Raw genomic sequence first — 21,251 nt, 5'->3', positions numbered from 1 at the left:
TGTTCAGTGTAAGTATATCATGTTTTTTCCGTTAAAATTTTACGCCACCCAAAAAACCGAACCAACAAAATAATTCGCTGGTTCGGTTGAAAATCTACTGTGGATTTCGTTGTTGTAACTGCCATTGCAAGTAGGCGTTGATAAATGGATCCAAATCCCCGTCCATGACGGCATCTGTATTAGCCGTTTCATGGTTGGTCCGGTGATCTTTCACCATTGAATAGGGATGGAAAACGTAGGAGCGGATCTGGGACCCCCAACCGATTTCCATCTGGTCACCCTCCAAGGCCGCCTTCTCCTTAGCCTTCTTCTCTTCTTCAAGTTCATATAGCTTGGCCCGCAGCATGCCCATTGCCGTTTGCCGATTTTGCAGTTGGGACCGCTGCGCCTGACTTTGCACAACGATTCCGGTTGGAATATGGGTAATCCGCACCGCAGATGACGTTTTATTAACGTGCTGTCCGCCGGCACCGGAAGCTCGGTAGACGTCCACCCGAAGGTCCGCGGGATTAATTTCTAAATCAACCGTCTCATCCAGTTCTGGTAAAACGTCCACAGAAGCAAACGACGTATGCCGGCGCCCTGCTGAATCAAACGGTGAAATCCGAACCAGCCGGTGAACTCCCTTTTCGGATTGCAGGTAGCCATAGGCATTATATCCTGAGATCAGAATGGTTACCGAACTGAGTCCCGCAACTTCCCCAGCCTGGTAGTCCAACGTTTCAACCTTAAAATCATGTTGATTGGCCCACCGGGTGTACATTCGTAGAAGCATTTCGCCCCAGTCTTCGGCTTCCGTTCCTCCCGCTCCGGGATGAATTTCCAAAATGGCGTTGTTATGGTCGTAAGGCCCGCTAAGCAGCATGTCCAACTGGTACGCATCCAGAGCTTGTTGGGCCTGCTCCAGATCGCCCTCGAATTCTGCTTGCATGTCAGCGTCGGGTTCCTCGGCTAACAACTGACTCTCGACTTCTAGGTTCTCTAGCTTTTCGTCCAGTTCATGAAACTGCTCGGCCTTTTTCTTCATCCCGTTCGTTTCATTGATAAGTTTTTGTGCGGCATCAGCGTCGTCCCAAAACCCGGGTTCCCCCATTTTGGCTTCGTTGACCGCGATGTTTTCGCTTAGCCCTTCAAAGTCAAAGCGACCCCCTAAAGCCATCGACTGCGCGTCTCAAAGCTTCTATTTGGCGGTTTGCGTCACTTAATTCCATAAGTTTCATGCTCCTTTAATAAAAAGAACCGTGCCAATTGATCAACCGGCGCAGCTCCTCTTTGTTATCGTGTAATATTTTGACGAATTTCCGACTTCATGAACAACCGAGTGGCGTCGTATTCAATGTCCGAGATCATTTCTTCAAACATCCGGAAACCATCTTCCTGATATTCAACCAACGGATTTAACTGTCCGTAACCCCGAAGTCCAATGGATTGTCGCAGCTGATCCATCGTATCAATGTGGTCGGTCCAGTGAGAATCCACCACCCGTAAGATAACCACCTTTTCGAATTCAAGCATTTGCCCGTCTTCGTAAAGTTGCTTGTTCTTATCTTCGTAGTTAGCGTGGGCTAACCCCATCAAGTACTCCTTGATTTCCTTTGGCTGCTTGTTTTGTAAGTCGGCTAACGTAATCTTATCCGGACTAACTAACGCAGAAATCGCAAAGTCGAGAATAGTTTGTAGATCCCAATCATCCTTATCCCCCTGGGTGTGCAGGTCCACAATCCGGTTAATGGTTCGTTCAACCATTGGTTCTAAGACCCAGTCGAGGGAGTTATCGGCATCGATCACTTGGTTCCGCTCCGTGTAAATCACATCACGCTGTTGCCGCATGACGTCATCGTACTGCAGAACGTTTTTCCGGGAATCGTAGTTATTTCCTTCAACCCGTTTTTGAGCGGATTCAACCTGACGAGTAATCATCCGACTTTGAATGACGGCATCTTCGCCCTCAACGTTCATGTGTTCCAAGAAGGTCTTCACCCGCTCCGAACCAAACCGGCGCATCAGGTCATCTTCTAACGACAGGTAGAACTGCGTCATTCCAGGGTCACCCTGTCGGCCTGACCGACCACGAAGTTGATCATCAATCCGCCGGGATTCCGACCGCTCCGTTCCGATAACGGCTAAACCACCCAGTTCGACAACTCCGGGACCGAGTTTAATATCGGTCCCCCGACCTGCCATGTTGGTTGCGATTGTTACGGCTCCCCGCTGACCAGCGTTAGCCACAATTTCCGCTTCCTTAGCGTTATTCTTGGCGTTCAGGACCACGTGGGGAATGTCTTCTTCATCTAACCGGTTTGAGAGGTACTCCGATGTTTCAACGGCGACCGTCCCAACCAACATTGGCTGACCCTTTTCATGTAGTTCCTTAATTTTGGTCACAACCGCTTCAAACTTGGTCTGAAGGGTCGGATATAAAACATCCGCTTCATCGACCCGGACAACGGGTTTATTCGTTGGAACTGAGATAACTTCCATGTTGTAAATTTCACGGAATTCTTCGGCTTCAGTCTTGGCTGTCCCCGTCATCCCCGCTAATTTTTTATACATCCGGAAGAGGTTTTGGTAGGTAATGTTAGCCATCGTTTTAGTTTCTTCCTGAATCGGAACGTTTTCCTTAGCCTCAATGGCTTGGTGTAGACCGTCGGAATAACGGCGACCCTCCATCACACGCCCCGTAAAGGAGTCCACAATTAAAACTTCATCGTCATGAACCACATAGTCCTTGTCTAAGGCCATAATAAAGTTGGCCCGCAAGGCTTGGTCCAGATGGTGGGTTAACGCGGTATTGTCGGTATCAAAAAGGTTATCTAAGTTAAAGTACTTTTCGGCCTTTTCAATGCCTCGATCGGTCAGCGAAACGGTCTTAGTTTCAAGGTCCACCTTGAAATCCGTGTCCGCATGAAGCGTCTTAGCAAACCGATCAGCCCGTTTATAGAGTTGACCACTTGCTTGGGCTTCCCCACCAATGATTAACGGTGTCCGGGCTTCATCGATTAAAATGGAATCAACTTCATCAATGATGGCAAAATTTAGGGTTCGTTGAACCCGATCTTCCTTATAGACCACCATGTTGTCCCGCAGGTAATCAAACCCGATTTCACTATTTGTGGAGTACGTAATATCACAATCGTAGGCCTCCCGCTTTTCATCGGGGGTCTTTTCGGCGGAGTTAAATCCGACCGTGAGCCCCAACCAATTATAGAGCTGGCCCATGTCTGTTGAATCACGTTCGGACAGGTATTCATTAACCGTCACAACGTGAACCCCTAACCCGGCTAAGGCATTTAGGTAAACGGGCATTGTCGCCGTTAACGTCTTACCTTCACCGGTTTTCATTTCGGCAATGTCGCCCTGATGCAGGACAATCCCACCCATAATTTGCACGTGGAAGGGAAATAGGCCAAGAACCCGCTTTGCCCCTTCACGACAAACGGCGAAAGCCTCGGGTAGCAAGTCATCTAGCGTTTCGCCTTTTTGATAACGTTCTTTAAATTCTGGTGTTTTGGCTTGAAGTTCTTCATCTGATAATGCTGCATATTCAGCTTCGTAAGAACCAACCTTATCCGCCAGTTTGCTGAGTCGTTTTAAATCGCGCTTATCGCTTTCGACCCATTTCTTTAACAAGTTGGCCATTTGATAGTTCCCTTCAGTGCTTATTTTGTTTAAATGCATAGCTATCTTAAAAATATCATAGCAAGTCAAACGTTATTTTACCATTTTTGCGACAATTTTTAAACTCTCGACTAAATTCGGCCGGTATCATCACAAAAAAAGAGTCCCCGGTACCTAATCCGATCGACTCTTTTTCGATAATTATATTTCCCTTAACTAACCTTCTGTTGCTTCAATCAAGCCATAGCGACCATCATTGCGACGGTAAACGATACTAATTCCGTTAGTTTCGGAATCTTCGTAGATAAAGAAATCGTGGCCTAGCATGTCCATTTGTAAAATGGCTTCTTCATTATCCATCGGCTTTAATGAAACCCGCTTAGTCCGCACAACATCTAAATCTTTGTCGTCGTTTAATTCTTCTTCAGCTTCTGCTTCGGAGGTTGTATTCACAGCAGCAAACTCAAGGTCCTTGTAGCCCTTTTCACGGGACTTCCGGTTAACCTTTGTCTTGTACTTCCTGATCTGACGTTCCAGCTTATCCGTCACTAAGTCGACGCTGGCGTAAAGATCAGGTGAGGTTTCTTCTGCCCGTAAAGTCAAGTAAGGCATCGGAATTGTGACTTCCACCTTAGATGTCTTGTTAGGGTAAACCTTAAGGTTAACGTGCGCGTTAGCATTAACGCTGGAGTCGAAGTACTTTTCTAACTTACTAATCCGTTTTTCAACGTAGTCCCGGATTGCGTCAGTTACCTCGATGTTTTCACCACGAATATTAAATGTGAGCATAAAACTTCTCTCCCTTCAGCACAAGATTTCGCTTGGCTTGCTCCTGGCTGGAATTATTATTCCTTAACCAATTGCTTGATTCCATTATAAAGGAAGCTCTTTCATTACACAATCAATGTGTGTTTATTTCCAGTAATTTACGCCTCATTAGCGGGCCAGTGTCATTGACGTGACGGTCAAAGCCCCCGCCTGTTTGAGTAAGTGCGCAGCATGGTGCAGCGTTCGACCAGTAGTATAAACATCGTCAACCACAACAATTCGGTTACCCCTTATTAATTTATCCGCCCCCGCGGTTAGCTGAAACGGCTGCTCGGTTAAAAGCCGCTGCTGCCGATTCTTACTGGACTGCGGGATGGCCTTATCAACGTGCCGCGTTTCAAGGGCGGCCGTCGTGGTTAGGTTTCCCAGCAGACCTAAAACCTGGTTAAACCCCCGAGTTCGTTCCGTTTTTGGGGTAACGGGAATGGGGACAATCATAGCCCCTGCCCGTTGCTTAATCCGAGCTTGGATTTCCGCTGAAAAGGCTTGGCGAAGGCGATAATCCCCCAGAAACTTATATTGGTGCATAAATTGTTTCATCGCCCCATTATACTGATAAAGGGCCTGGTTAACGAGGGGTAAGCTCCCTTCTTTTTGCCAGCGCAAGCAGTCGTGACAGACGGTCGTCTTAGTCTGTTGTCGCCCACAAATTGGGCAAGTCGGACCTTCAATTCGAATAAACCGTTGCTGACAACTCCGGCAAAGGACGGGAGCGTGAATGGAAGCCATCATTAATAACTGGGCCAAACTGGGCTGCTCTGAAACCCAATTTTGACAGATTAAGCATTGACCCATGCTTTTCCTCCCATGCGTTGACCTCGTCGATTTAACTGTTGAATCATCCGACGGGCACCCAAAACATTTTGGGCCATTCCATGACAGAAGAAATCAACCTGGCCGCCTGGTCGACTGGGTTTCCGACCAACCCGACCCGCGATTTGAACTAGGGCCGCAACCGAAAAAACGGGGTCATCAGCGCCTAGTACCATCACGTCAATTCCCGGAAAGGTCACACCCCGCTCTAAAATTGTGGTCGTTACTAAAAAATCCAGTTGCTCGGTTCGCATTCTCATGACGATGTCGGCTCGGTTCGGGTGAGCCGCATGAACGGTGGCAAAACGTCCTGCTAAATTGAGCTGATTTAACGCCGATTCAACCGGATCGAGATCGGTAACCCGCGGAAGAAATAACAAAAATCGCTGGTGATGCTTAACGTTCTGCTGAATTTTTCGTTGGACTAGTTGAGGCAATCTTCCCCGGGCCAATCGTTTCCGCCAGTTAAACGCTAAGTGCCGGTGAATTTCAGGCAGTAAAAAGCCATGGTAGCGAAGGGGTAAATAGGTCACCCGCAACCGATTTTGCTTGGCCAGGCGCAATAGAGTTGTATCCGGAGTCGCCGTCAAATATAAGAGCGCTCCAGATGCGTTTAAGGCGTGCTCGGCTGCGAAATGTAGTCCGACGTTACCCGCAAACGGAAATGAATCAACTTCATCAATCACTAAAACGTCAAAGGCCCGGTAGAACCGAAGCAACTGATGGGTCGTACAAAGTGTCAGCTGACAATAATGGTAAGGTTCCGGCGATTTGCCGTACAACACCGTTAGTTCAGAATGGGCAAACGCCGCTTGAATTCTCGGAGCCAGCTCCAAAATAACGTCAATCCGGGGCGAAGCAATTCCAATCCGTTTGCCCGCTTGAATCGCCTCCGCAAGACCCGCAAACAGCATCTCCGTTTTGCCCGCTCCCGTCACCGCCCACAGTAAATGGGGAACGGTTTGCTGAAAATTGGCGGCAACCCGATTGGACGCTGCCAATTGATTAGGGCTTAATCGCCCCTGCCACGTCAAAATCGGGGTTTGGCTTTGACGAAAGGTATGATTTTCGGCGATAGTGTATAATTTAGTTAGTGTTGATACCCGGCCCAGCTGAATACAATGTTGACAGTACATCTGCTGATGGGGCAACCGAGTTTGTGAGGTCAACTGTTGACCACAACGGTTGCAAACCCACCCACTCGTGGTTTTTTTAATTGCTGGCCGACTCTGAACCTCTGGTCGTTCTAATAATTCTGGGGTTAAATCGGCCGCCAGCAATTGCCGGCCAATCAAGTCCCGTAAGTCATTAATTTGCATGTCATCACTCCCTACGCCCTTAAATTCGTAAACGGCTAGAGAAATGACGATTATTTTAAAAAGAAAGTCAGGTTAGCTGATGCCACTTAATCTCACCATCACCGCTCCAGGTGAAACCACCCTAGAAATTAAAAAATCCCGGTTTATCTGCTACGTCGCCCGAATTACGGATGAATCGGATGCTAAACAAATCATTAATGAGGTTCGGCTTGCCCACCCGAAGGCCAACCACCATTGTTTTGCCTACGTCCTGGGCGACCAAGATCAGATCCAACGGGAAAGCGACGCTGGCGAGCCATCAGGCACAGCGGGCGTCCCGATCTTAGAGGTTCTTAAACGTAAACGGGTCCATAATGTCATTTCAGTCGTTACCCGTTACTTCGGTGGTGTCAAGTTAGGTGTTGGCGGCTTAATTCGGGCTTATAGTAACGCTACCTCCCAAACCATTGACTCAGTCGGCTTAGTGAACCTCGTGACCCAAACCCGGCTGGCACTATCGATTCCCTACTCCAGTTACGATCAACTCGTTTACGACCTGAATGAGGCCCACGTCCTCATTGAAGAAACATCCTATGCCACCGACGTTACCGTTCACGTTTCCGTTGATCGTCAATCCGTAGAGCAGTTCAAGCAGCAAATTCGCAACCGATTTAATAATCAGGTCACCTTTGTTGAAGGCACGGATCACTTTGCTGAGGTCCCCTACAAGCTAAACTAAAAACCAGGTTCCCACATCCCTTGTGATCCAAAGGGATGTGGGAACCTGGTTTTTAGTTCAAGGTCTACTTATTATGCTTTTGCTCTTCGTTTGAGGTTCGAGAGGTAAACGTTTGGACGATCTTTTTAATCCAGTTTAGCAGCGGCTGCCGATCAGGGCCCACCAATCCAATCGTTTCCACAAAAATTTCGAGTCCGACTAATACCGCTAAGGTAAGTAACACGGAGCCCCACATCGTGGACATGGGGTATAGGAGCGAAATAAACGAAAAGATCAACGCCAGTCCGTAAATGACGAGAACGGTTTGCCGGTGGGTCAACCCCATTTGCATCAGCCGGTGATGCAGGTGATGCTTATCCGCGTGGGTAATGGACTCCCGGTTTAAAATCCGGCGAATCATTGCAAACACGGTGTCCGTGATGGGAACCCCCATAATAACAACCGGAATAATGATTGAAATAAAGGTCGCATTTTTTAACCCGTACAGGGAAAAACAGCTGATCATGAAACCAATAAACAGGGAACCCGTATCCCCTAGATAGATCCGGGCGGGGAAAAAATTATAGGGTAAAAATCCGATCAACGCTGCAACCAGCGCAAAAATCATGATGACCACGTACGTATTTGACACCGTTAAAAAGAAGTACCCCGTAATGCCGATGGTACTTAAAGCAATAATGGAAACCCCCGTTGCTAAACCATCTAACCCATCGATTAAATTAATGGCGTTAGTAATGGCCGCAATCCATAGCCACGTCACCGGTAGGCTTAACCAACCTAAGGGATAGTTACCAACGAAGGGAATGGTTAATTCGGTCATCCGCAACCCCGCAAAGAAATAAACTTCTAGGGCCGCTAATGTAATTCCCAGCATCTTTTGCCTAGGCTTAAGTTCATAGATATCGTCAATCATTCCCGTTGCAATGATAATGAGTTCCCCACCAAAAAGCCCCCATAACTGTTGGGTAGGAAACTGACTGCGAAGTAAAAACATGGTTGCAAACGTGAAGGCTAAGAAAATGGCCAGCCCACCCAATGTTGGCATTGGGATCTTATTGACACGCCGCTTATTAGGCCTGTCTTCGGCCCCGATTCGAAAGGCAAATTGCCTGACAAAGGGGGTCAGAACAGCTGAAATCAGCATTGTGGCGAACAAACTCACAATGATTTCAAATCTCATCATATTGGGGTTATCCTCTTTCCTTAACATTGGTTACATCAATTATACAAACCAAACCTACTTAACACAATACGTTTAATGAAAGCTAAATGAATTGGTCTGGAGGTGAGATTACCGTTGATCCTAGCCGGCTCTGATCCCACCGTGATTTTTCAAAGGTAAACCGTTGTACAGAGTTGCAAGTTAACGTATAATTAGGTTGGATGGGGAGATTGTCAAGTAATCTGGTCGATCTTTCTTGATTCTTTCCCTACATTTATATTTTCTTTAGAAAGGAGTTTTTATGATGAGTCAAAACGCTAAGAACCAAACTGATAAGAATTCCGCTGTAAAGGAAGAAGAAAAGGATAGTCCCGTACTAATCCAAATGGCGATTTTCGCTTCGATCCTATTCGTATCAAGCTTAATTTCACCACTGTTCCCAGCTTCCTTCCCTGTTCCAACCCCGGTAATTGGTCTCGTGCTTTTATACTTATTATTACTTACTGGCGTTGTGAAACTTCACATGGTAAAGAAGTTTGCTGAATTTATGATTGGCTTGATCGCCTTCTTATTCGTTCCATCTGGAATTCAGCTGGCCGCTTCCTTGGACATTATGAAGCAACAAGGTTGGCAATTAATTATTGTCATTATCTTGTCCACGATTATCCTGTTGGTCGTAACAGCTTACACCACAAACGGTTTTATGTGGTTACGGAAGCACGTCTTACACCGCAGCACAGATGTTGAATAATAGAAAGGATCTTGACCTATGATTTTAGAATTAACCCAAACGTCAACCTATCCGTGGGCTAAGTGGCTCGGAGATGCTTTATCAGTCGTGCCTGGCAAGAACCTTTACTTTGGTATTTTCTTGTCAATTATTGTCTTCTTAATTGGCCAATGGCTCTTTAAGATTAGTAACGGTTTCTTCCTGTTCCAACCCCTCTTTGTTGGAATGGTCTTAGGAATCTTTGTTCTCTGGCTGATGGCCAAGGGCTTCCATACGGATATCGCAACTTTTTACACGTCCGCATACAAACCCGGCGGTGATTTAATCTTCTGGTTCTTAAACCCCGCAACCATTGCCTTTGCTGTTCCACTGTATGAACGGAACGACATAGTTAAACGTTTCTTCGTTGAAATTTTCCTTTCCCTCATCGTTGGAACGGTTATCTCGCTTTACGCCATTTACTACTTATCACGGCTCTTTGGCTTATCCGCTCAGGGAATTGCTTCAATGCTTCCCCAAGCTGCCACGACTGCCGTAGCCATGCCAATCTCAACGGCAATCGGTGGTAATGCCGCCGTTACCGCAATGGCATGTATCTTAAACGCCGTCATTATTTACGCGTTAGCTAACTGGTTAATCAAGATTTTCCACTTAAATGCCGATCCAATCGGTGCGGGTCTCGGGTTAGGGACTGCCGGTCACACGGTAGGTTCTGCTAAGGCGCTCCAATTAGGTTCCGTCCAAGGATCAATGGCTTCCATCTCCGTGGTTGTCATCTCCATTGTGGTTGACCTCGTTGTGCCACCGTTTGCTCATTTAATGGGCCTCATGTAATTAACGCATAAAAGTCTCGCCCCGTCAGGAACTACTGATGGAGCGAGGCTTTTTTAATTACTGTAACTATTTAATATGGCAACGGCAAACCCGAGCATGGCGGGGGTCATTTCTTCATTCTCAATTGCCAGCACGAAGTAGTCCCCCCGCTGAGGATCCCGGCGAAGTCCCATCACCTTATGGCCCGCCTCATCACTCATCGAAAAATAGGTATTCGCATGCGCAAACTGGATGGTATAGGCTTGGTTATCCCAGGTTGCCGCGTAAACCTGTTTTTGATGAATCATGTGCTTGTCCAGGTGCCCAACGGATTGTCCGTCAACCTCAATGGTATACTTCCCGGACATGACGCTGACCCGTCTTCGAACCGTCACTGAGTGTCCCCGCAGCGTTTGAAAGGCAAACGTTGTGGGCGCATTTAACAGCCAACCAAACATCATGTTCCAAAAATCAGCAACGTTTTGGACGGGGACCTGAAAGATAGGCGTTTGTTCCCGGTTATGGAACCGGTACTTGAAGCGAAACGACGGATTTACTTCAACATAAAATTTTTGTACCCCGCCCTGCTCAATATCCAGCAGGGGCAGGTCATGATGAGCCTGCTTTTTTTGCATAAAGGCGGGTAAAATAATTTTTTGGCTCGGTAACTGATGAACCAGAAGTTGAACGGCCCGTTTAGCGTGGGACACGACAAACCGGAGCCGACCACCCCCGACCATGTTGACGGCAAAGCCACGGACGAAATGCCGGGCGACGATTTGGACCTGAACCGACGAAATTTGATCGTATGGGATTTGGGCCACCGATTCGGTTACCCCACCAAAGAATTCAATTCCGGTTTCACCCAGTACTATGGTGCCGTAAATTGACTTAAATCCACTCGGGAAGCAGTTTGCCCGGGCGTGAAAAAGTTCTTCTTGGTTAAGGTGCCCCTGTCGGACAACTAATTTTTGGTTCATCATAATCTCGTTCTCCTTTGCCTAAACGGGGCCGTACCACTAAACCAGCACTGCCCCGTTATTTTTCTCTCATTGCCACGTCAGTCTACCCGAACAATCCGATCCAGTATCCGAAGATCCCAAGTGCGAAAAGCAGGAAGATGATCCAAACGGCGTTTACCTTTTTCCGGAGTAGCCATAAACAGAAAAACATTAATAGTAATGGGGCTAAACCAGGAAGTAATTGATCAAAAACATCTTGCAGGGTTGTGACCGTTGTCTTACCATCCGTGGTCACCTTAGAAATAACCAGTGGCATGTTAACGGCGGTCCAACGAGGAACCAGGGCCCCCATAATGAACATTCCCAAAATGGAAGCCCCCATGGTTAACTTCTGAACTAAGCCACCGCCAAGGTTTTCAACGATGTTAGTCCCCTGTTCATACCCAATCTTCTGAAGGTACCACCGGGAGGACAGCCGAATGGCGTTCCAAACGATGAAAAATATTAAGGGAGCGACGATTCCTAACCCACTTAAAGCTAAGGAAGCGGCGAAAGCACCGAGAACCGGGCGAATGGTTCCCCAAAAAATGGGGTCCCCAACACCAGCCATTGGGCCCATCATCCCCACCTTCAGGGAGGTAATCGTTGCATCGTCAATATCCGTTCCGTTGGCCTTTTCTTCCTCCATGGCCATCATAATTCCACCGATTAAAGAAGCCATGATTGGTGTAATTTGCATGAAGGTTAACTGCCGTTTCATGGCGTCGGCCCTTCCCTGCTTATCATCCGGATAGAGCCGCCGAATAGCTGGAATTAATTGGAAGCAAAATCCAATATTTTGGACCCGTTCGTAATTCCACGATCCCTGAAAGAAGCCAGACCGCCAAAATGAGGCCACCATATCCTTATGCGTTAGTTTACGTTCTGGAGTTGTTACTGTTGCGTTATCAGCCATAATTCATTACCTCCTTCCTACAAATCTTCAAGCTCTCGGTCAATTTCATCCTCCGTACTCGAACCCGGTGTTGCGGCCGCATCAATATCACCAACGGCAAACCGTGGTGAAAGCTGAATGTAAATTAAGGCCATGCAGAGTCCGATAATCCCGAATGCAATCAGGTTCAGTGACTTGACCGCAGCGAGAGCAAAACCAAGGAAGAAGAATGGCCATAGATCCGTGGATGCCATCATGTTAACCACCATGGCAAACCCAACGGCCACGATAAACCCACCGGCAATGGCTAAACCATTGGTAATCACCTTAGGCACCGCGTTCAACGTGTTTTGAACGGTTTGTGGGCTAACAATGGTCACCAAATAGGCCGGAATCGCAATCCGCAATCCTTGAAGACACATATCAAAGTAATGAATTCGATCAAGTCCACGCCAGTCCCCATTTTCAGCCTTCTTATCAACTAAGTGGGCCATGAAGACGATGATGGTCCGAACAAAAATGTTCAAGACCTGACCTGCAATAGCTAACGGAACCGCGATCGCAATCCCATTATGAATACTCATTTGGGCTGGACCACAAACTAAAATAGCAGAAACAACAGATGCTAGTGCAGCGTCAGGTGGAATGGCAGAACCAATATTCATCCATCCCAGTGCTAACAGTTGAAGATGGGCTCCTAATAGAATCCCATCTTGAACGTCTCCGACAGCCAGGCCGACCAACGTACAAGCTACGATTGGCTGGGCTAACTCCCATTCATCCAGAATCACGTCAACCCCCGCTAAGAAGGCTACAACAATGAGACCGGTGATCGCTAAGCCGCTCATATAAATCCCTCCTACAAATCACACAATTTTTTAAAACCAACTGACCCGCCTCGCTGAACGAATCAATTGTGAATTAACAAGTTATTTATGGAACCGATTTCAGTTTAGCCTACTCTAAGTCGGCCTTTTTCAAAAGATCCATCACGTCAACGGCAGAGTCACCTGGCACCATTTGCCGAGACAGTTTTACCCCTTGATCATGCAAGTAATTAAAGGCATCGACGTCTTCTTGGCTTACCGCTAAGTTAGAAGCAATGACCGTCTTACCATCTTCAAAGGTCATGTTCCCAACGTTAACTTCGGGAATTGATACTCCGCCCTTAACCATTTCTGCCATGGCCTCAGGTCCCTTTGTCAGTACAAGTGCCTTAATGACATCAAACTTAGGGTCCCCCCAGATTTGAATCATCTTTTCAACGGTAATACAGTTTACCTTCATTCCAGCTGGGGCCGCCTGCTTCAATAACGTCTTCTGCAGGCTATCTTGCGCAACGGTATCATCAACCACCAAGATCCGGTTGGGTTGAGCTACCCGAGCCCACCCGGTTACCACTTGGCCATGAATTAATCGGCTATCAATGCGGGCTAATTTAATGGTTAAACTCATAGTAAATCGTCTCCTTCTTCATCGTTTAAACTAGATAAATCTAAATGCTTAATTCCTTCGCGCCCAACCTCTTCCAAGTGGCTGACCACTTCATCTAGGGGTTGGTCCCGGTAAGTGTATGATTCTACGAGCATGGGCAGATTCAGACCCGTAATCAGTGCCATTCGATCTGAGTTTTGTGCCACAATCTGACTGGCCTGATTAAATGGTGTTCCGCCCCACAGGTCACAAAGGAAAAGGACTTGATCGGTTTCATCAAATTCTGCCAAGGATTGGTCAAACCGTTTTTTCAAATCTTCCGGTCCCTCCCCGGGTTTGAAAATATCTGCAACGACCTTTTCCTGTTCACCTAGAATCATTGTGGCGGATTGTAAAATCCCCTTTGCAAATTCGCCGTGACTCGTTAAAACAATTGCTATCACACTCGACACCTCCAAGTTAGTCATCCAACCGTTCTGGTTACATAGTTAATATAGACCACTTAAGCGCTTTCATCAAGACTAAAATTTTAGTAAATTCATTATTTTGACCTACTACTGGCCTAATTTTCAATTTGGTCTAAGCTTATGAATCCCCTTTCTTTTTAGACAAATTTTATGGTTTGTCAAATTGGTTTAGGTTAATTATTTTTTTATTTTTTTGATAATTTTCTTAATTAAAAGGTGAAAACCAAACGCATATCGCCAATCTAAGCGGAGTTTGTTATCATATAGAAAAACTTTCAAATTTTCTTCAGGACTTTTTTGAAGACTCTTGCAAAAGGTTAAAATCATAATTAATTATTGAAAGCGCTTATTTTTACTGGTAATATCAATTATGAAACCATAGTGATTATTTGTTAGGTGTCTTGAACCTGTTTTTTGAAAACTTGTTTTAGGAAAGAGGACGTAAAACATGAGTAAAAAAATTACTGGGATCGCGGCAAGTGATGGAATTGGAATTGCAAAGGCCTACCGATTAGTTGAACCTGATCTTAGCTTTGAAAAAGCGACTATTGAAGATACATCGGCAGAAACGAACCGCCTTCACGCCGCCCTTGATACATCAGTTGAAGAACTTCAACTGATTCGCGACACGGCACAAGCCAACCTCGGCGAGGATGAAGCCGCAGTTTTTGATGCTCACATCGCCATTTTGTCCGATCCAGAAATGATTGGCCAAATTGAGGCTAAGATAAAGGATGACCACCAAAATGCCGAACAGGCGCTATCCGAAGTCACCCAGCAATTTGCTGAAATGTTAGCCGCAATGACCGATAATGCCTACATGCAGGAACGTGCCGGCGACGTTCGCGACGTTGCCAAACGGGCGTTGAGCCACCTATTGGGCAAGAGTTTGCCCAATCCCGCCCTCATTGACGAACCCGTCATTGTGATCTCACACGATTTAACGCCTAGTGACACGGCCCAAATGAACCAACGGTACGTGAAAGGATTTCTCACCGACTTGGGCGGCCGAACCAGTCACTCCGCCATTATGTCGCGGACCCTTGAGATCCCAGCCGTTGTGGGCTCAGAAATTGCCACAGAAACCGTATCAGACGGTGATTTAATCATTCTCAACGGATTAGACGGTTTTGCCATTGATAACCCCACTGACGATGAGATTCGCACCTACCAAGCGGAAGCCGAGCGGTACGAAACGGACAAGGCTGAATGGGCTAAGCTGAAGTCAGAACCCTCCGTCTCTAAGAACGGTCAGCACTTTGAGATTGCCGCTAATATCGGGACGCCTGATGATGTTCAAGGCGCCTTAGATGCCGGGGCCGAAGGTATTGGGTTAATGCGGTCCGAGTTCTTATACATGGATACGGATAAGCTGCCGTCCGAAGACGATCAGTTTGAAGCGTATAAAACGGTCGTGGAAAAGATGGCGGGCAAACCCGTTACCATCCGGACCATGGATATTGGGGGCGATAAACACCTGCCTTACCTGACCCTACCAGAAGAAATGAACCCCTTCCTGGGTTACCGGGCCATCCGGATCTCATTAGATCAGGAAACCATCTTTCGGCCCCAGGTTCGGGCACTTCTCCGGGCTTCCCACTACGGTCAATTACGCATTATGTTCCCAATGATTGCTACCCTCAATGAATTCCGGCGGGCAAAGGCAATCGTTCAGGATGAAATGACGAACCTCAAACAGGAAGGTATTCCGTTTGACGAAGAGATCAAGATGGGAATCATGGTGGAAATTCCGGCTTCAGCCGTTTTGGCGGACCAGTTTGCAAAGGAAGTGGACTTCTTTAGCATCGGAACCAACGATCTGATTCAGTACACGTTTGCGGCGGACCGTGGCAACGAACAGGTATCCTACCTTTACCAACCTTATAACCCAGCCCTCCTCCGGCTAATCAAGCACACCATTGACGCTTCCCATAAGGAAGGCAAGTTTACGGCAATGTGTGGGGAAATGGCCGGAGATCAAACCGCGGTTCCACTGCTCATGGGAATGGGCCTTGACGAATTCTCAATGAGTTCCTCTTCCATCCTCAAGACCCGGAGCCTCATGAAGAAGCTGGATACCACTCAGTTGCAGCCACTGGTTGACCAGGCATTGAACGATTGCGATACCTGTGAAGAAGTGGAAGCACTCGTTAAAAAGACCGTTAAAGTAGATTAAACGCCAACTAATAAAAATAAGACCCGCTTCCAAACTCGAGTTAATCCTCGAAGATGGAAGCGGGTCTTATTTAGTGTGTGATCTGACCGCCTAATGGCCCAGTCTTCACACTGACTAGTTTAGTTAATGTTTCAAGTGGTAGTTATACGTTGACACAATAATGTTTTCCCGGGTCTTTAACGTTCGCCTTAACCTTAATGCCGTTTGGTTATGCAAAATTTGTTGCCAATGCTTCTTAGGCACAAACTGAGGCACCAAGATGGTGGTCGTAAAATTACGTTCCCGGGCTCGTTTGGCAATTACATCAACGAATCTTAGTGTTGGCGTAATAATGGATCGATATGAGGAATGGATATCAACAAACCGAACGTCAGGAAACTCCGCCTTAAATTCATCGGCCGTTTTGTGTTCCTTTTCTGGGTTTTCGTCAAACGAAACGTGCATGGCAATAACGTAGTCCCCGATGGAACGGGCATAATCGACGGCATCCGTTGTTACCCGTGTAACGTTAGAGACCAGGACGATGACCGTTGATCCGTCAAACTTATGCGTTTGTGAGGGACTCTTTTCTGCCACCCGTAACTGTTCGGCCACGTTCAGATAGTGCGCGTGGATTCGGTAGAACATGTAAAGAATCAAAGGCATCACAATCAAGTATGGCCAGACGTTTGAGAAGTGCAAGAAGAGGAGGAAAATCACTAAGAACAGTGAAATTAGGGCCCCTAAGGCGTTAATACAGGCCTTTAGAATCCAATGCCCCTCCCGCGTCCGGTTCCAGTGAATAATCATACCCGACTGGGACAGGGTAAACGGCACAAACACCCCAACGGCGTACAGCGGAATTAACAGGTTCGTTTTTCCGTGGAAAATTCCGATTAAAATAATGGCCCCCACGGCAAGTGAAATAATTCCGTTAGAGTAACCTAACCGGTCGCCCCGGTCAAGGTAGGCGTGCGGTAAGAACTTATCCTTGGCTAAGTTATAGGCCAGGATGGGAAAGGCCGAGAACCCGGTGTTAGCAGCAACGGCTAAGATCAATGCCGTTGAAATTTGCAGCAGATAGTACATGAAGCCCCGGCCGAATACTCCGGCCCCGATTTGCGATAGAACCGTTTGGTTGCCACCGGGTTGAATTCCCATGTAGTAACTCAAGTAGGTAATGCCGGCAAAGAAGAACGCGAGAATTATCGACATAATGGCAAGTGTCATTGCGGCGTTGCGACTCTTTGGTTTCTTGAAGTTTGGCACGGCATTACTGATGGCCTCAACCCCCGTTAGCGAGGAAGATCCGCTTGAGAATGCCCGGAAGAAGAGGATCAGGGTCATTCCTTTAACCGGGGTACCAAGCTGGGCCGCTGCGTGAAACGCAACTTTGCCCGTCGCAATATTGTAGCCACCCCATAGGATCATGGCAAAGATGATAGCGATAAAGAAGTAGACGGGAATCGTCAAAAAAGCCGCCGATTCTCGCATTCCACGTAAGTTTAACGCCATAATTGCCAACACAATCAAAATGGAAATTCCCACCTGGTGGTTCGCTAACGCAGGAATTGCTGACGTAATGGCCTCGGTTCCACTAGTCGTAGAAACGGCCACGGTCAGCATATAATCTACTAACAAGGACCCCCCCGCTAGTAAGCCCGCCGACTGACCCCAGTTGGTGCTAGCAACAACGTACGCTCCTCCTCCAGAAGGATAGGCATGGATAATTTGCTGGTAAGACAGTGTAATGGCCGCTAAAAGGACCAGTACCAACAAAGCAACCCATAATTGGTAAACTAATGCCGCAGCTGATAAGGTGATCAGAACCGCCGTAATCTGTTCCGTCCCGTATGCAACTGAAGAAAGCGCATCTGATGAAAGCAAGGCCAACGCCTTAAACTTAGTAATAGATTGACCACCTTCATCCATCGTTTTCAGTGGTTTACCGATTAAAACACGCTTAATATAATGCCACATGAAAATTGCTCCTTATCATGAAAGATATTAGGCGGCCAAGTGGTTCTAGCCGCCCAATGAATTATAATGTCAATTTCCGGTTTCAGTCCGGTAAAACAGTAGCTATTTTACTACATCCATAACCACAATACCACTTTTCTTGGTCCCATAGCATAACTTTATATTGGAACTTCATTTTTTTACGGGGAACTCCTCATTTATCTCAAATTAGGCCGTTGGTTTTGAAACTCGCTCCCCCATAAAAAATAAGAAGCAGCACTGAGTTCGGCCAAAATTCCACCGAATTCAATGCTGCTTCTTATTTTTGGATTGATGTTTAAGCTTAGCTTACATCATACCGCCCATGCCTGGTTGTGCAGGAGCTGCTGGTGCTGCATCATCCTTTGGTTGTTCAGCAACAACGGCTTCAGTCGTTAATAAGAGGGCTGAAACTGAGGCTGCGTTTTGAAGTGCCGAACGGGTCACCTTAGTTGGATCCGTAATACCGACAGCAACCATATCTTCAAATTTGTCGTCCGCTGCGTTGTAACCAACGCCTGGTTTTTGGTCCTTCATCTTAGCGACGATAACGGCACCGTCTAAACCAGCGTTTTCAGAAATTTGACGTAAAGGTTCTTCAAGAGCCCGTAAGACAATCCGAACACCGGTCCCTTCATCGCCCTTGGCATCGATCTTTTGAACGTCAGGAATGACATTCATCAGGGCGGTACCACCACCAGGAACGAAACCTTCATCTACGGCGGCCCGGGTGGCATTCAATGCATCTTCAATCCGGTACTTCCGTTCCTTTTGTTCCGTTTCAGTTGCAGCACCGACACGAATCACGGCAACCCCACCGGCTAACTTAGCTAAGCGTTCCTTTAACTTATCCCGGTCAAAGTCAGAAGTCGTCTTATCAATTTGGGCCTTGATTTCATCAACCCGTGATTCGATGGCTTCCTTAGAGCCAGCGCCTTCAACGATGGTTGTGTTGTCCTTAGTAACGGAAACGCGGGAAGCTTGACCTAATTGATCAAGTTCGGTGTCCTTCAAGTTCAACCCAAGGTCGTCGGTAATGACGGTCCCACCCGTTAAGGTAGCGATATCTTGTAATTGGGCCTTACGACGGTCGCCAAAGCCAGGGGCCTTAACGGCAACAACGTTAAACGTTCCACGCATTTTGTTCAATACTAACGTTGGTAAAGCTTCACCCGTAATATCATCGGCAATGATTAAGAGTGACCGACCTTCTTGCACAATGGCCTGTAGCATTGGCAAAATATCTTGAATGTTCGAAATCTTCTTATCCGTGATTAAGATGTATGGATTTTCAAGGTCGGCTTCCATCTTATCGTTGTCGGTCACAAAGTACTGTGACATGTAGCCACGGTCAAATTGCATTCCTTCAACAACGTCCATGGTTGTTTCAACCCCACGGGAATCTTCAATGGTAATCACACCATCGTTTCCTACCTTCTCCATGGCATCAGCAATTAAATCGCCAATGTGCTTGCTTGAACTGGAGATTGAAGCGATTTGAGCAATATCACTCTTCGTCTTAACGTCGTGGGACATTTTGTGGAGGGAATCAACAGCGGCTTCAGTAGCTTGTTCAATTCCACGCCGGATACCCACTGGGTTCGCTCCGGCCGTTACGTTCTTCATTCCTTCGTTAACGATTGCCTGGGTTAACACGGTGGCAGTGGTTGTCCCATCTCCGGCAACGTCGTTCGTCTTAGAAGCAACTTCCGCAACCAACTTAGCACCCATGTTTTCGAAATGATCGGGTAATTCAACGGACTTAGCGATGGTCACCCCATCGTTAGTGATTTCTGGGTTGCCATATGATTGTTCAACAACCACGTTGCGCCCCTTAGGTCCTAAGGTTGACTTTACCGTATCTGCAAGTTTGTTTACACCAGCTAACAATGAGTTTCTGGCGTCTTCATCAAATTTTAAATCTTTAGCCATGTTTATTTCACCTCATACTATATTTTTTAGAGTATTTGATGCTCGGGATTTAGTCGATTACTGCGACTAAGTCTTTTTCGTGTAAAACTAAGTAAGATTTGCCGTCATATTTGACTTCAGTACCGGCATACTTGTCGAATAAAACGTTATCGCCAACTTTAACAGAAGGGGTAACCTTTTCTCCATTATCTAGTACGCGGCCGTCGCCGACAGCGACAACTTTAGCGGTCGATGGCTTGTCCTGAGCGTTGCTTGCTAAGACAATTCCCCCAACGGTTTGTTCTTCTTCTTGTGGTTCATCTAAGATGACACGGTCTCCTAAAGGTTTTAACACTATTATCCCTCCAATATTTACTGACTATTTAAATATTAGCACTTGTCTGTGTTAAGTGCTAATTACAGTATTTACTATAGTGGCTTCTCAAATAAAATGCAAGATATTTAACAGTAAATTCACGACAAATTAAAAACCGGTCCACCATCGATTTGGCTGACCGGTTCTAACGGACCCGAAGTGCTTACCCCTCTTCGTTTCCCGCGTTGTAGTGTTCTAAAAAGTAAATTAAGGTTTGCAATTCGTTCGTTAAATCCACGTTTTGAACCCGAACGTCCTTTGGTACGGACAGCCGTAGTTGCGTGAAATTTAAAATTCCCTTGACCCCGGCCTCAACGGCTTCATCAGCCACGGCTTGCCCAACTTCGGATGGCACCGTCAAGATAACCACCTGAATCCGTTGATCTTCCAACTGCAGTTTTAAATCAGACATGGGGTAAATGGGAACCCCACTCTGAATGGTATTGGCAATTTTTTCGTTAGTATCAAAGGCGGCGCTGATCCGGACGTTGCTATTCTGGTGGAAGTTAAAGTTCAACAGAGCATGCCCCAAGTTGCCGACCCCCACGAGGGCCACGTTCGTTAGCTTATCCTGATTCAGGATTTTCTTAAAGAACTTAATGAGGTTTTCAACGTCGTACCCGTAACCCCGTTTACCTAACGCCCCAAAGTAGGAAAAGTCACGCCGAATCGTTGCTGAATCGACCTTGACTGCTTCAGAGAGTTCCGTCGAGGATACCCGGGTTTTATCAGCGTCTAACAAGATGTTCAAGTAGCGGTAGTATATGGGCAGCCGCTTGGCAGTTGCCCGTGGAATCTTTTGTTCAACCAAAAAATTGGCCTCCTGTCTTTTGTTCAATTGATCACTCGAACACGTCTTCGAGTTTGTTCGAAAAAATTTCCGATCAGTCTGGTTTGTGAAAGGACCGTAACGTAAGACTGAATCCGTTAAGTTCATGTTCGTGATAATTTGTGAATGTTTCCAATATTGTTATTGTAGCATATTCCTACCTCTTGTGAAAGCCATTGCAAAA

19 protein-coding genes are annotated in these 21,251 nt (G+C 46.7%); 4 read left to right on the top strand and 15 right to left on the bottom strand.

The features are described 5' to 3' along the window. Nucleotides 1-94 precede the first annotated feature (94 nt). From prfB to DCM90_RS08145, 5 genes are all read right to left on the bottom strand, one after another. A protein-coding gene (gene prfB, locus DCM90_RS08165; protein WP_109250876.1) for a peptide chain release factor 2 occupies nt 95-1,211 on the bottom strand; the annotation gives its coding sequence in 2 pieces (ribosomal slippage) (nt 95-1,138 and nt 1,140-1,211; 1,116 coding nt in all). Nucleotides 1,212-1,275: 64 nt separating this feature from the next. Continuing rightward, the gene (secA, locus tag DCM90_RS08160) at nt 1,276-3,639 is read right to left on the bottom strand and encodes a preprotein translocase subunit SecA (RefSeq protein WP_109250875.1); all 2,364 of its coding nucleotides are present in this window, start codon (nt 3,637-3,639) and stop codon (nt 1,276-1,278) included. A 195-nt stretch (nt 3,640-3,834) separates the two neighbouring features. After that, on the bottom strand, nt 3,835-4,407 hold the full coding sequence (hpf, locus tag DCM90_RS08155; protein ID WP_109250874.1) for a ribosome hibernation-promoting factor, HPF/YfiA family: 573 nt from the start codon (nt 4,405-4,407) through the stop codon (nt 3,835-3,837). A 147-nt stretch (nt 4,408-4,554) separates the two neighbouring features. After that, the gene (locus tag DCM90_RS08150; protein ID WP_109250873.1) at nt 4,555-5,241 is read right to left on the bottom strand and encodes a ComFC family protein; all 687 of its coding nucleotides are present in this window, start codon (nt 5,239-5,241) and stop codon (nt 4,555-4,557) included. After that, complete coding sequence (locus tag DCM90_RS08145; RefSeq protein ID WP_109250872.1) at nt 5,226-6,578, bottom strand: ATP-dependent helicase ComFA; 1,353 nt, start codon at nt 6,576-6,578, stop codon at nt 5,226-5,228. Before DCM90_RS08145 ends, DCM90_RS08150 begins: the two co-directional genes overlap by 16 nt. A 79-nt stretch (nt 6,579-6,657) precedes the next feature. On the opposite strand from DCM90_RS08145, the gene DCM90_RS08140 reads away from it, so the two are divergent. Continuing rightward, nucleotides 6,658-7,296 carry a YigZ family protein gene (locus tag DCM90_RS08140; RefSeq protein ID WP_109250871.1) on the top strand — a complete coding sequence of 213 codons (639 nt, stop codon included), beginning with the start codon at nt 6,658-6,660 and terminating at the stop codon, nt 7,294-7,296. 64 nt (nt 7,297-7,360) lie between these two features. Here DCM90_RS08140 and DCM90_RS08135 read toward each other — a convergent pair whose 3' ends face one another. Then, on the bottom strand, nt 7,361-8,476 hold the full coding sequence (locus DCM90_RS08135; protein WP_109251084.1) for a glycosyltransferase family 4 protein: 1,116 nt from the start codon (nt 8,474-8,476) through the stop codon (nt 7,361-7,363). A gap of 283 nt (nt 8,477-8,759) precedes the next feature. Here DCM90_RS08135 and DCM90_RS08130 point away from each other — a divergent pair, with 283 nt between their 5' ends. Both DCM90_RS08130 and DCM90_RS08125 read left to right on the top strand, forming a co-directional pair. Beyond that, nucleotides 8,760-9,209, top strand: coding sequence for a CidA/LrgA family protein (locus DCM90_RS08130; protein ID WP_109250870.1), 450 nt, complete (start codon nt 8,760-8,762; stop codon nt 9,207-9,209). Between the two features lie 18 nt (nt 9,210-9,227). Then, nucleotides 9,228-10,022 carry an LrgB family protein gene (locus tag DCM90_RS08125; RefSeq protein ID WP_109250869.1) on the top strand — a complete coding sequence of 265 codons (795 nt, stop codon included), beginning with the start codon at nt 9,228-9,230 and terminating at the stop codon, nt 10,020-10,022. Between the two features lie 53 nt (nt 10,023-10,075). Here the strand turns inward: DCM90_RS08125 and DCM90_RS08120 are convergent, their stop codons facing one another. From DCM90_RS08120 to DCM90_RS08100, 5 genes are all read right to left on the bottom strand, one after another. Next, a complete protein-coding gene (locus DCM90_RS08120) occupies nt 10,076-10,984 on the bottom strand; it encodes a DUF956 family protein (RefSeq protein ID WP_109250868.1) in 909 nt (302 codons plus the stop codon). An 82-nt stretch (nt 10,985-11,066) separates the two neighbouring features. Then, nucleotides 11,067-11,918 (bottom strand): PTS system mannose/fructose/sorbose family transporter subunit IID, encoded by an 852-nt coding sequence (locus DCM90_RS08115; RefSeq protein WP_109250867.1) that lies wholly within the window; start codon nt 11,916-11,918, stop codon nt 11,067-11,069. Nucleotides 11,919-11,935: 17 nt separating this feature from the next. Continuing rightward, nucleotides 11,936-12,745 carry a PTS mannose/fructose/sorbose transporter subunit IIC gene (locus DCM90_RS08110; protein WP_109250866.1) on the bottom strand — a complete coding sequence of 270 codons (810 nt, stop codon included), beginning with the start codon at nt 12,743-12,745 and terminating at the stop codon, nt 11,936-11,938. Between the two features lie 109 nt (nt 12,746-12,854). Beyond that, nucleotides 12,855-13,352, bottom strand: a complete 498-nt coding sequence (locus tag DCM90_RS08105) for a PTS sugar transporter subunit IIB (protein WP_109250865.1) — start codon at nt 13,350-13,352, stop codon at nt 12,855-12,857. Then, complete coding sequence (locus tag DCM90_RS08100; RefSeq protein ID WP_109250864.1) at nt 13,349-13,774, bottom strand: PTS sugar transporter subunit IIA; 426 nt, start codon at nt 13,772-13,774, stop codon at nt 13,349-13,351. Before DCM90_RS08100 ends, DCM90_RS08105 begins: the two co-directional genes overlap by 4 nt. A 472-nt stretch (nt 13,775-14,246) precedes the next feature. On the opposite strand from DCM90_RS08100, the gene ptsP reads away from it, so the two are divergent. Then, nucleotides 14,247-15,974, top strand: a complete 1,728-nt coding sequence (gene ptsP / locus DCM90_RS08095) for a phosphoenolpyruvate--protein phosphotransferase (RefSeq protein WP_109250863.1) — start codon at nt 14,247-14,249, stop codon at nt 15,972-15,974. A gap of 123 nt (nt 15,975-16,097) precedes the next feature. On the opposite strand, the gene kimA is transcribed toward ptsP, so the two are convergent. The 4 genes from kimA to DCM90_RS08075 form a co-directional block, all read right to left on the bottom strand. Then, complete coding sequence (gene kimA / locus DCM90_RS08090) at nt 16,098-17,933, bottom strand: potassium transporter KimA (protein WP_109250862.1); 1,836 nt, start codon at nt 17,931-17,933, stop codon at nt 16,098-16,100. Nucleotides 17,934-18,260: 327 nt separating this feature from the next. Continuing rightward, nucleotides 18,261-19,883, bottom strand: coding sequence for a chaperonin GroEL (gene groL, locus DCM90_RS08085; RefSeq protein ID WP_109250861.1), 1,623 nt, complete (start codon nt 19,881-19,883; stop codon nt 18,261-18,263). Between the two features lie 49 nt (nt 19,884-19,932). After that, on the bottom strand, nt 19,933-20,217 hold the full coding sequence (gene groES, locus DCM90_RS08080; protein ID WP_109250860.1) for a co-chaperone GroES: 285 nt from the start codon (nt 20,215-20,217) through the stop codon (nt 19,933-19,935). 184 nt (nt 20,218-20,401) lie between these two features. Further along, a complete protein-coding gene (locus DCM90_RS08075) occupies nt 20,402-21,049 on the bottom strand; it encodes a redox-sensing transcriptional repressor Rex (protein WP_109250859.1) in 648 nt (215 codons plus the stop codon). Between the last annotated feature and the right edge of the window lie 202 nt (nt 21,050-21,251).

Origin of the sequence: Levilactobacillus bambusae (genome assembly GCF_003124125.1) — a bacterium.
Taxonomy (GTDB): domain Bacteria; phylum Bacillota; class Bacilli; order Lactobacillales; family Lactobacillaceae; genus Levilactobacillus; species Levilactobacillus bambusae.
The sequence above is the reverse complement of the archived record's forward strand: the minus strand, read 5'-3'. Positions and strand labels throughout refer to the sequence as shown.

What these genes read in the sequence shown, in the direction of transcription:
- groL (WP_109250861.1), bottom strand. Translation starts at nt 19,883, where the DNA reads ATGGCTAAAGATTTAAAATTTGATGAAGACGCCAGAAACTCATTGTTA.
- DCM90_RS08125 (WP_109250869.1), top strand. Translation starts at nt 9,228, where the DNA reads ATGATTTTAGAATTAACCCAAACGTCAACCTATCCGTGGGCTAAGTGG.
- DCM90_RS08135 (WP_109251084.1), bottom strand. Translation starts at nt 8,476, where the DNA reads ATGAGATTTGAAATCATTGTGAGTTTGTTCGCCACAATGCTGATTTCA.
- DCM90_RS08150 (WP_109250873.1), bottom strand. Translation starts at nt 5,241, where the DNA reads ATGGGTCAATGCTTAATCTGTCAAAATTGGGTTTCAGAGCAGCCCAGT.
- DCM90_RS08115 (WP_109250867.1), bottom strand. Translation starts at nt 11,918, where the DNA reads ATGGCTGATAACGCAACAGTAACAACTCCAGAACGTAAACTAACGCAT.
- DCM90_RS08145 (WP_109250872.1), bottom strand. Translation starts at nt 6,578, where the DNA reads ATGCAAATTAATGACTTACGGGACTTGATTGGCCGGCAATTGCTGGCG.
- hpf (WP_109250874.1), bottom strand. Translation starts at nt 4,407, where the DNA reads ATGCTCACATTTAATATTCGTGGTGAAAACATCGAGGTAACTGACGCA.
- DCM90_RS08105 (WP_109250865.1), bottom strand. Translation starts at nt 13,352, where the DNA reads ATGAGTTTAACCATTAAATTAGCCCGCATTGATAGCCGATTAATTCAT.
- DCM90_RS08140 (WP_109250871.1), top strand. Translation starts at nt 6,658, where the DNA reads ATGCCACTTAATCTCACCATCACCGCTCCAGGTGAAACCACCCTAGAA.
- secA (WP_109250875.1), bottom strand. Translation starts at nt 3,639, where the DNA reads ATGGCCAACTTGTTAAAGAAATGGGTCGAAAGCGATAAGCGCGATTTA.
- DCM90_RS08120 (WP_109250868.1), bottom strand. Translation starts at nt 10,984, where the DNA reads ATGATGAACCAAAAATTAGTTGTCCGACAGGGGCACCTTAACCAAGAA.
- ptsP (WP_109250863.1), top strand. Translation starts at nt 14,247, where the DNA reads ATGAGTAAAAAAATTACTGGGATCGCGGCAAGTGATGGAATTGGAATT.
- DCM90_RS08110 (WP_109250866.1), bottom strand. Translation starts at nt 12,745, where the DNA reads ATGAGCGGCTTAGCGATCACCGGTCTCATTGTTGTAGCCTTCTTAGCG.
- DCM90_RS08130 (WP_109250870.1), top strand. Translation starts at nt 8,760, where the DNA reads ATGATGAGTCAAAACGCTAAGAACCAAACTGATAAGAATTCCGCTGTA.
- kimA (WP_109250862.1), bottom strand. Translation starts at nt 17,933, where the DNA reads ATGTGGCATTATATTAAGCGTGTTTTAATCGGTAAACCACTGAAAACG.